Source organism: uncultured Chitinophaga sp. (assembly GCF_937874145.1).
Classification (GTDB): Bacteria; Bacteroidota; Bacteroidia; order Chitinophagales; family Chitinophagaceae; genus Chitinophaga.
Genome location: NZ_CALNBI010000111.1, coordinates 1 through 11377, shown reverse-complemented (window position 1 = coordinate 11377; position 11377 = coordinate 1). Strand labels below are relative to the sequence as shown.

Below are 11377 nucleotides of genomic sequence, written 5' to 3'. Positions count from 1 at the left end.
TGCGTTGTGGTCGTAATTCTCGTATTGCTTGAACTCGAACTCCGAATACCTTTCCAGCGCGGCTTTATCGTTGACCGCCACCAGGTTGCGCTCGGTGCGGTGGAGTTTCACCGCCTTCTGGGGCGTAACGATATCGATATGCCGCGCCAGTATCACGGCGGATTCATTCGCATATTCCGGTGGTACGGTCCTGGTGCGGAATCCGGCCTGTTTGATGGACCAGACTTCCTCCTTCACTTCCTCCTGCCTTTCTTTATATTTCCTTTCCGCCTTCACATCCCAGGCATAGGATTTTTTCTCCTGGGCCATCATGCCTGTGATGAGCAGCAGCAGGCAAATGAAAATGGCTATGGTCGTCCTCATCGGTGGTTATTTTTTGGTAAGGGAGATTTGTTCGAGATAGGATTGGCGTAGTTTTTTGATGTCGGTGTTCCAGGCGGCAAAGTCGCTGCGCTGGATACGGGTATCACGGATAATGATTTCTTTTTTGTAGACGACCTTTCCGTTTTGCTGTTCGTAAGCCGCCTTGAAGGCGTATTTCGGCTGATCGATATGGAGCGCGGGCGGCAGGGATTTTACCCGGAAGCCCTCCGGCAAGGTAAGCACTGTTTCCTGCACGAGCTGGCGTTTATAAGGCAGCCAGAAGTCGTGCTGCCGTTTGGCGGTATCGATCACGGCGTCTTCCATCTCCTTCCGGAAATCCATTTCCACATACAGCTCGTCGCCAAAGGCGCTTACGGCGTCGTTATGGGTGAGCTCGTAATGGATGAGCAGGTCGGTATTCCAGTCGTGGAGGTCGGAAGTGCGCATGTTGGCGATACGGTACTGACCGTTCTCCCGCGACAGGTATTGCTCCAACGCTTCGTCCAGCTTAGGTTTCCGTATCTGGTGAACGTTAGACAGCAGGGATTCGGTGCATTCGCCCGTCATACGGTGGCTGACGCTTCCGGCCAGTTGGGCGCCCTCGATGCGGAGGGTTCGTTTTTCTGTCTGCAGGTTTTGTTCGAAAGTGCGTTCCGGTATCCGGGAAAGATGGTATTGGTCGCCGTTCTCGATCAGTACCTGCCGGCCCTGGATGCGTTCGGCGTATTGGTCGAAGCCGATGTAAGTTTCGGTAGCATCGAGGAACCATGTTTTGCCATCGAGGTACACCGCGCAGATCATATGGTTGTCGACGGCCAGGGTAGGCAGGGAATAATCGTAGGCGATGTGCCGCGTACCGATCCAGCAAAGCCGGGCGTCGAAACCGAGGGAAGCGAGCATTTCACGGGTGAGGTTGGCCATCCCTTTGCAATCGCCATACTTTTTGGACAGCACTTCCTGGGCTTTGGCGGGTTTAAAGCCTGCGATGCCGTCTTCGAAAGCGATGTACCGGATGTTTTCCTGCATCCAGGTGTAGACGGCTTTGATTTTATCGAGGCCGGTGGTTTTGCCTTTTACGATGGCTGCCGCGGTGGCTTTCACGGCGTCGCGGTCGTTTTCTACTTCGCTGGCGAGGCGGTGATACCAGGCGTAGAGGTTCTGGAGATTGCCGAAATAGGTGGCTGGTCCGGCCGGGGAATTGGCGCTGTGGCTGGAAATCAGCAGGTGAGGATAGAGGTAGCTGGGCCCCGGGGCGCCGGATTCGCTTTTGAAGGGTTTGAGCTGTTGCGCGGTGTAGGTGTACACGTCGGCATCCTGACGGGAGTCGTAGGACTTGGCGCTTTGTATCCCTGCGCCGGCGAAATTCATCTCCCGGACTTCCGCTTTCATCCAGCGGGGGATGACTACGGTGATTTCTTTCGAGGCGGTAAAATAATCTTCCTGGAAGTAGACGGAGGTGAAATACCGGGGATCAAGGGTTATTTTTTCGATCTCGGTGCGGCTTTCGGTGTCTTTCTTTTTGAAGGGGAGCATGAAACCGCAGATCCTGGCGTCTGCGTAAAAGATATCTTCTATGGAATAATACCGGTGTTCGGGTTTTACTTTGATGCGGTCGCTGTTGACCCAGGCTTTCACTTCTTCGACGCGGCTGTAGTCGTTGTAAAAGGTAACGATGGGAATGGATTCCCGGAATTCGTTGCAGCGATAGGTGGTATTGATCTTTTCCCTGACCCAGACGGGGTTCTGCTTATCCCCGCGAACGAATTCGTAACGTTCTTTTTTCTCCCGGATGATCACGTTGGAGGGTGCTGTTTCCATGACCGTATGAACGGTATTGTGCTCCAGGGCATGGGCGGGCCGGGGCACCAGGCAGTATAATAAAGTACTGAGGCACAGGGAAGTAAGCGCGGTTCGCATATTTTACTACAGGTATAAAGGGGATTAAAGATAGTAAAAATATCTATATATTAACCCCTCAACCGCATTTCCCAATGCGTTATTTCATCATTAGCCTCGCTTCTTCCATCATGGATTTCAGCGATATAATTTCTGTCCCGTCCGGACCTGGAAAACTTTCAATTCCCGGGTATATTACAAATTTCCTGACAGCGCCAATATCCTCACATCCATTATGAAAACCTTTGGAAACGACGGGCGCCATAGATCGTTTAATTTCTATGGCATATTTGAAAACGTCATTCTTTTCTAAAACCAGGTCAACTTCGGCTCCGGCAGCTGTCCGGTAAAACCATGGAGTAATGCCTTCCGGCAATACAGAAATAAGGTTTTCGATGACAAACCCTTCCCAACTTGCCCCCACTACCGGATGTCCCAGCAAGTCGTCTGTGGTACCAAGGTTTAAAAGCGCATGAATTAAGCCGCTGTCCCGGATATATACTTTCGGTGTTTTGGTTAGTCGTTTGCCGATATTGGTAGCCCAGGGCTTTAATGTTCGTACCAGTAAAAGATTCTCCAGCAATTCAACATATCGTTTTGCCGTAGGTGATGTTACCCCGAGATTAGCGGCCAATTGCGATATGTTCAGCTGCCCACCCTGGTTATGAGCCAGCATGGTCCAAAGTAAACGCAGGCTGGTAGCGGGAATACGTTGGCCAAACTGCGGAACATCCCTCTCCAGATAAGTCGTAATGAAATTTGTCCTCCATCTGAAACTCGCCGCATCACTTGCCGACAGGTAACTGTCCGGGAAACCACCCCTGAGCCAAAGCTGCTGCATTCCACCGCTCCCCGATCCAAGCACCTCCTCCAATGTAAGCCCGGTTAACTCTTTATATGCAATCCTCCCCGCCAGTGATTCCGACGCCTGTCTCAACAAATCCAGCGAAGCCGATCCCAACACGAGAAATTGCCCCGTTCTTGCTCCCTCTCTCTTACGACGATCGATAACTCCACGTAAAACCTGGAAAAGCTCCGGAACACGTTGAATTTCGTCTAGGATGATGAGCTTCCCTTTATTGATCTCGAAGTATTGCTCCGCCTCATTTAACTTTACCAAATCTGATGGGCTTTCCAGATCCAGGTACACTGTTTCCGGTCGAACTGCCGCAGCAATCTCTATCGCCAACGTCGTTTTTCCCACTTGCCGGGGTCCTAATAGCCCAACAGCCGGAAATTCTTCCAATAACTGCTTTACTTCATTATATGCGAGCCGCTGTATCATCCTTGTAAATTTAACATTAAATATTAAATTTACAAGGTAAATAACTCATTTATACCAATCATCCTTGTAATTTTAACATCAAACTTTAAAATTACAAGGATCAATATCCGAATGTGGCGCATTCGTCCAACTTAGCCTGCATCCCTCAAAACAACTTCAACTGATTCGTCGGCCGCGCAAATAAACTGGTATTGAACTCGAACTTCTCCTGGTTCATCCCCAGGCGCTTCGCCTGCACCCGAAACTGCTGCCGGATGATGTCCGCTATATTTCCGTCGCCCCGCATGCGGCGGCCAAACTGGCTATCATTCACCTCCCCGCCATGCAGGCTCTCGATCATATGCCACACCTTGTCGTGCCGGTCGGGGAAATTCTTTTGCAACCAGTCCTGGAAAATGATCTTCACGGCATCGTTCAGGCGCACCACCGTATACCCCGCGTACTTCGCCCCATTCTCCGCCGCCTGTTCCAGCAGCCGCGGGATCTCGTGATCGTTCAGGCCTGGAATAATGGGCGCCGTCATCACCCCCACCGGAACCCCCAGCTCCGACAACTCCCGGATCACTTTGAGGCGCTGCACGCCGGTGGCCGTCCGCGGCTCCATCTTCTGCCGCAGGTCCTCCTGCAAGGTGGTCAGGCTTACATACACGCATATCAAATTATGCTCCGCCATCTTCTGCAGGATGTACTTATCCCGCAGCACCAGCGCGTTCTTCGTAATAATCCCCACCGGCTGGCGATACTCCCACGCCACCTCCAGGCACTGCCGCGTCAGCCACATCTTCCGCTCCAACGGCTGATAACAATCCGTATTCCCCGAAAGGGACAAGGGCTTGGGCACCCAGTTCTTGTTATTGAGAAATTTGCGCAGCAACTCCGGCGCATTCGTTTTCGCCACGATCTTCCGCTCAAAATCCAATCCGGCGCTAAACCCCCAGAACTGGTGGGAATTTCGGGCATAACAATAGATACATCCATGCTCGCAGCCCTGGTATGGATTCATGGAATACCACATCCCCACATCCGGACTGTCGACCTTATTCACGAGGGTTTTCGCGCTTTCTTCAAAAATCTGTGTCGGAACATCCGCCTGCCACCATTCGTCAATGCCTTCGGGATGCTCCTGGGCGTACTCCGCCGCCAGGTACTTGTTTTTCGGGTTTACCTGCGCGCCGCGGCCTTTATAGTATGGGAATGAAGCGGGTGTATCACTGAACGGGAGCGTCATATACACTAATAATTTTAGTAAATATACTAATTTTATTAGTATCGCAAAAATTATATGATGCCCATCTGCCGCATCAGGAATGTCGCGTTTTTATTGCGCGCAATACCCGCGCGCATCGTGTAATCAAAATGCAATTCCCCATTTTCAAGGCTGCTCTCAAAACAATAATTCCGCACCTGCCCCGGGCACTCCGCTTCCAACGCCCCCAGCTCCAGGTCGTGCGTGGCAATCATACCCGCACAACGGTATTGCAGAAAATGCTTCACCAGCTCCCGCGAACCCGTGAGCTTGTCTTCCGAATTCGTGCCTTTCAATATTTCGTCGAGAATGATGAAAACCTCTTCCCCTCTTTTCAATACATCAATAATCCGCTGCAGGCGCTGCAACTCCGCCTGGAAATATGACGTATGCCGCGCAATGGAATCCTTTATCCGCATCGATGTCATGATCCGCACCGGGTGGCAACGGAACTGCGCCGCGCAAACGGGAGCCCCCGCCATCGCCAGCAACCAGTTAACACCCACACTCCGCAAAAACGTACTCTTCCCGCTCATGTTCGACCCGGTTATAATATGACATTGCTCCTGCGCATCGATCTTCCAGTCGTTCTTCACACATTCACGCTCCGGGATTAACGGATGCCCGATCCCCGCTCCGCCAGTGCCGCTCATCCCGCCACCCACTTCCGGGTAAATATAATCCGGGTGGTTGAACGCGAAAGTAGCCAGGCTGTTGGCCGTTTCCATCAGCGCAATCGCCTCCAGCCACTCGTCCATATCCCCGCGGTGCTTCTCTTTCCAGCGCTCCAGCTTAAATATGCAATGGATATCGTACAACATGAGCGAATTCAACACGATCCCTACCAGCAGGTTCATCCGCTGATCCAGCAGGTTGCTGATCCGCGCGAGGGAATGCAGCGACCGGTCCGCCTCCGCAGCCGTGCGCTTCCGCGCTTCCAGCCAGGGAACACCCTTCCAGTCTTCCGCACCGATCATCCGCAGCAATACCGCGAATTTCCCCAACACCTTTTCCTTATTCGACAACAGCACATGCTGCGCATTCACCTTCTTTACGTTCAACAACAAAATCCCCCAGTTCACGAACAACATCAGCATCATCCAGACGAACACGCCCGTCACCGCATAATACACGATGCCCGCCAACACGAGCGCCGGCATCACATACGCGGCGATCAGCAATCCCCGCTTATGCAAAAACTCCATGGGAGCCGATTTCCACAAACGGATCTCCTGCATGTCGTGCCCCGTCTCATTCGCCAGTTGCGCATGTGCCGCAAAATGCTGCCGGAATTCAATCCTCCCACTCAACTCCCGCACCGCGCCCTGCACCTCCCGGATCTCCGCATCCGACTGCAAAGGCGCCTTCAGCCAGGCCGCCAGCCGGTTCCTGCCGGTCAGTGTACCCGTCCGGTTGATGTGCTGGTACAGCGAAGAAGGACCAAATACATCCAGGTCGCCCGAGAAGTCGTGCTGGTCGTCGATAAAATCTTCCCCGTCTTCGAAATCCGCTCCTTTCCCCGTTACCAGCGTCCATTCTTTTTCGTTGAGCGACAGCAGCGCACGATACAGCGCCTGCTTATCCTTCGCCCGCTGGTATTGCACGAGCGAAGCCACGAACCCCGCCACCATGGCGCCCATCGCCAGCAACCACGCCGTCGCGAAAGCGTTGGAAAAATATTGATAGCCAAAGAAAGCGATCGCCAGGAAACATAAGAGCCGCATCAGCCCGAGGCTCTTCAGCCTCCGCTCGGTGGCGTCCAGTAGACGGCGGAATTCGTCGATACGTTGTTGATAAGTTTGCGCGGTTTGCATGGCCTGAAATTAATCATTCTGCATAAAAAAACCGGACGGCCAAAGACCGTCCGGTGAATATTCGGTGTGAAATGTCAGGATTACATATTCCGGCGGTACTGCCCGCCTACTTCATACAGCGCATGCGTAATCTGCCCGAGGGAACAGTATTTCACCGTTTCCATGAGCTGTTCGAAAAGATTACCGTTCTGCACCGCCACTTCCTGCAGCTTTTTCAGCTGCGACTCGCTGTCAGCCGCATGCCTTTCCTGGAAGGTATTGAGCGTGGTGATCTGGAATTCTTTCTCCTCTGTGGTAGACCGGATTACTTCCGCAGGAATGATCGTAGGCGATCCGTTCTTGTTGAGGAACGTGTTCACGCCGATGATGGGGAACTCGCCCGAATGTTTCAGCGATTCATAATACAGGCTTTCTTCCTGGATTTTATTCCGCTGGTACATCCTTTCCATCGCGCCCAGCACACCGCCGCGCTCGGTAATCCGGTTGAATTCCGCCAGTACGGCTTCTTCCACGAGATCCGTCAGCTCTTCCACGAAGAAGCTGCCCTGGTTGGGGTTTTCGTTCTTCGCCGTTCCCAGCTCGCGGTTGATGATCAGCTGAATCGCCATGGCACGGCGCACGCTTTCCTCGGTGGGCGTGGTGATGGCTTCGTCGTACGCGTTGGTATGAAGGGAATTGCAGTTGTCGTAGATCGCGTACAGCGCCTGCAGCGTGGTGCGGATATCGTTGAAGTCGATCTCCTGCGCGTGGAGGCTCCGCCCGGAAGTCTGGATATGATACTTCAGTTTCTGCGAGCGGTCGTTCCCTTTATACTTGTATTTGATGGCCTTCGCCCAGATGCGGCGGGCCACACGGCCAATCACGGCATATTCGGGGTCCATGCCGTTGCTGAAGAAGAAGGAAAGGTTCGGCGCAAAATCGTCGATATGCATGCCGCGGCTCAAATAATATTCCACATACGTGAAACCATTCGCCAGCGTAAACGCCAGCTGCGTGATCGGGTTGGCGCCGGCTTCCGCGATGTGATAACCCGAAATACTTACCGAATAAAAGTTGCGGACTTTCTCCCGGATGAAATATTCCTGTACGTCGCCCATCAGCTTCAGCGCGAACTCCGTGGAAAAGATGCAGGTGTTCTGCGCCTGGTCTTCTTTCAGGATGTCGGCCTGCACCGTGCCGCGCACCGTACTTAGCGCATACGCCCTGATCTTCGCATACACTTCCGGCTCCAGCACATCGCTGCCGGAAATACCCAGCAGCCGTAATCCCAGGCCGTTATTGCCATGCGGCAAACCGCCGTTGTACTTCGGCAGCGGATAGTCTTTGAATTTCTTTTGGATAATAGCTTCCACCTTGCTTTCCAGCCCTTCCTTCGCAATGTATTTTTCACATTCCTGGTCGACGGCGGCGTTCATGAAAAACGCCAGCAGGATCGGGGCGGGACCATTAATCGTCATGGAAACGGATGTCTTCGGATCGCAAAGGTCGAAACCGGAATAAAGCTTCTTCGCGTCGTCGACCGTAGCGATGCTCACCCCGCTGTTACCGATCTTCCCATAAATATCCGGGCGATAAGCAGGGTCCTCACCATATAAGGTAACGCTGTCGAACGCGGTGGACAAACGTTTCGCCGGCTGGTCTACCGAAACATAGTGGAACCTTTTGTTGGTGCGTTCCGGACCGCCTTCCCCGGCAAACATCCGCGTGGGGTCTTCGCCTTCGCGCTTGAGCGGGAACACGCCCGCCGCATAGGGAAACTCCCCGGGCAGGTTTTCGGTCAGCTGCCAGCGGAGGATATCGCCCCAGTCTTTATAATTCGGCAGCGATACTTTCGGCACGCGGGTGTGGGAAAGGCTTTCGCTGAACAAAGGCAGTTTGATGATTTTATCCCTTACCTGGAATTCGTAAAAATCCGCTTTGAACTTCGCCACCAGTGCGGGCCATCCTTCAATGAGCGCTTTACATTCCGGCGCGATCTTTTCCTGCACCTGACTGCTGATGTCTTCCAGTTCGGCGGCGTGTTTGAGGCCGGGTGTTTTTAGTACCCCGCTAAGCTGGTACCACTGTGTGGCCAGCGCGCATTGCTCCTGTACCCACGCGTTGTATTCGCCGTTGGCCGTTGCGATTTCGGACAGGTAACGGACGCGGGCGGGCGGGATGATGAGGGATTTGGTAGATGTGGCGGTAACTGGCTTGTCGGGCCGGTCGTCCCCGAAATGCGTCCCCGTTTTCTCCGCGATGCGGTGCATGAGGCGGCCGAACAGCTGGTTCACGCCCGGATCGTTGAATTGCGAAGCGATGGTGCCTACAACGGGCAGGTCGTCGTCTTTCGCTTCCCAGAGGCTATTGTTGCGTTTATATTGCTTGCGCACGTCGTGCAGGGCATCGAGCGCGCCGGCTTTATCGAATTTGTTGATGGCGATCAGATCGGCGTAATCCAGCATGTTGATTTTCTCCAGCTGGGAGGCGGCGCCGTATTCGGGCGTCATCACGTATAAGGCCACGTCACAGTAATCCACGATGGCCGTATCACTCTGGCCGATGCCGGAGGTTTCGAGGATGATGAAATCGAAAGCCGCTGCTTTGCAAATATCGATCGCTTCCTGGATGTGCAGGCTGATGGCTTTATCGCTTTCGCGCGTGGCGAGCGAGCGCATATAGGCGCGGGGGTGGTGGATGGAGTTCATCCGGATACGGTCGCCCAGCAGCGCGCCCCCGGTTTTCTTTTTGGAGGGGTCTACAGATATGACGGCGATGGTTTTGTCGGTGTAGGTCCGCAGGAAGCGGCGCACCAGTTCGTCTGTCACGCTGGATTTGCCCGCGCCGCCGGTTCCGGTGATCCCGAGCACAGGGGCTTTGCGGGCAGCCAGGATCTTCAGGTCTTCCTGCTGGCCATTCAGCGCGAAGTTTTCCGCGTAGGTAATGGCTTTGGCGATCTCGGGAGAGTCGTACTGCGTGAGTTTCGCAGCGTCCAGCTTCCATTCCCCGTTCTTCACCGTTTCATAATCGCATTGCCGGATCACGTCTTCAATCATGCCGGTGAGGCCGAGCTTCCGCCCGTCGTCCGGACTATAAATCCGCGCGATTCCGTATGCATGGAGCTCATCGATTTCGGACGGGAGGATGGTTCCGCCGCCGCCTCCGAAGATGCGGATATGGCCGCAGCCCTTTTCTTTCAGCAGGTCGTACATGTACTTGAAAAACTCGATGTGGCCGCCCTGATAGGAGGTCACCGCGATACCCTGCGCATCTTCCTGGATGGCGCAGTCCACGATTTCTGCGGCGGAGCGGTTATGCCCGAGGTGGATCACTTCGGCGCCGGTACTTTGCATGATGCGGCGCATAATGTTGATGGCCGCGTCGTGCCCGTCGAAAAGCGCCGCCGCGGTAACAATCCTGATTTTGTTGTTCGGTGTATAAGTCATGTTTGACAATGCTTCTTGTGCCCGGCACACCATCGTTCCGGAGGAAACATGCAAGTTACGAAAATAGCGGTTGAGGCTGCGGCGCATATGGAATTTGGAACATTACCCGGCAGATCATCCATTCATTAAAAAATATTCAACTGCAACCGCTTGCCAATGAAAATTTTCCTGAAAATGATGCCATCGGCCGAACCGGTGCGTTAAGAAATAAAAAGCAGGCCGCGTTAAAAAGCAAACAGGCTGTCCGGGATGGAACAGCCTGTTTAATGAAAGACATGTTTGTCCTGCATCACAACGTGGAATTTGATAAAATGCAATATTAAAAAATGATAAAACGCCCGCCTGGGACGCTTAATGGCATATCTGGCTTTCGCTACGGGTCCTCCTGAAATATCGTCTGTTGATTAAATAGTCTGGACTTAGATTTGGTTTCTGGCTACGATACACACCCCCTTGTGTTATAGTGTGTATCTCGTACACAATCTTAATTAAAACTTTGTTAAAAAACAATTTTTTCGCCCGAATTCTGAAATTTATGCACATTTCCCTGATCCGTACAGACAAAGGAAAGCGCCCCTCAAACCCTTTACAGAAAAGGATTTGAGCCACATGAAAAAAATAACTGAAAATGTTAAAATCCTATCAAAAGCCAAGGCTTTTCTTGTGCTGCAGATTGTACTTGTCGTGGTTGAACTTGTAGAGCCTCGCCGGGCGGTGGCGCACGTCTTTCTCCTCCTCGTTCAGGTCTACCAGGTAATCCATCGCGAAGAACTTCTTCCGGAAGTTCCTGCGGTCCAGCTTCACGTCCAGGATGGCTTCGTAGAGGTTCTGGAGGTCGCGGAGGGAGAATTTCCGGGGTAACAGGTTGAAGCCTACCGGCTGATCGATCACTTTGGCCTGGAGGCGCTGGTAACAGGTGTCGAGGATGTTGCGGTGGTCGAAGGCCATGTCGGTAATGTCTTTCACGGCATGCCAGTGTAATTCGTTTTCCTGCGTCTTCAGCTTGGCGTGCTGGATGTTGACGAGCGAGTAAAATGCAATGGTGACCACGCGGCCGGCCGGGTGCCGGTTGATCCCGCCGAAAGCCTGCACCTGTTCCATGAACACGTCCTCCAGCCCGGTGCGCTCCCGCAACACGCGGTACGCGGCCGTTTCCAGGTCTTCGTCGGGATGCACGATATCGCCCAGGAGCGAGGGCTTGCCTTTGTACTCTTTCAGATCAGATTCGATCAGCAATACTTTCAGCTCGTTTTCGTCGAAACCGAAGATGACGCAATCGACGGATATCGCCGCCATGAAGTAATCCCTGATCTCGATGCGGTGGGTGTTGATGTTCTTGGTGTGCATA

The 11377-nt window shown here is 53.2% G+C and carries 7 protein-coding genes; all 7 read right to left on the bottom strand.

Going from position 1 to position 11377, the window contains the following annotated elements:
* Positions 1–363, bottom strand: a 363-nt coding sequence (locus Q0510_RS05110) for a hypothetical protein (protein WP_298708870.1), incomplete at its 3' end; no start/stop codon positions are given.
* Positions 364–369: 6 nt separating this feature from the next.
* Positions 370–2280: a transglutaminase domain-containing protein gene (locus tag Q0510_RS05105; protein WP_298708868.1), complete on the bottom strand. Its 1911-nt coding sequence runs from the start codon at positions 2278–2280 to the stop codon at positions 370–372.
* Between the two features lie 79 nt (positions 2281–2359).
* Positions 2360–3544, bottom strand: coding sequence for an ATP-binding protein (locus Q0510_RS05100; RefSeq protein WP_298708866.1), 1185 nt, complete (start codon positions 3542–3544; stop codon positions 2360–2362).
* 145 nt (positions 3545–3689) lie between these two features.
* The gene (locus Q0510_RS05095) at positions 3690–4772 is read right to left on the bottom strand and encodes a PA0069 family radical SAM protein (RefSeq protein WP_298708864.1); all 1083 of its coding nucleotides are present in this window, start codon (positions 4770–4772) and stop codon (positions 3690–3692) included.
* A 50-nt stretch (positions 4773–4822) separates the two neighbouring features.
* Positions 4823–6604 carry a hypothetical protein gene (locus Q0510_RS05090; protein ID WP_298708862.1) on the bottom strand — a complete coding sequence of 594 codons (1782 nt, stop codon included), beginning with the start codon at positions 6602–6604 and terminating at the stop codon, positions 4823–4825.
* Positions 6605–6684: 80 nt separating this feature from the next.
* The gene (locus Q0510_RS05085; RefSeq protein ID WP_298708860.1) at positions 6685–10029 is read right to left on the bottom strand and encodes a methylmalonyl-CoA mutase family protein; all 3345 of its coding nucleotides are present in this window, start codon (positions 10027–10029) and stop codon (positions 6685–6687) included.
* A 642-nt stretch (positions 10030–10671) separates the two neighbouring features.
* The coding region (locus Q0510_RS05080) for an NUDIX domain-containing protein (protein ID WP_298708858.1) at positions 10672–11377 on the bottom strand (706 nt) is incomplete at its 5' end.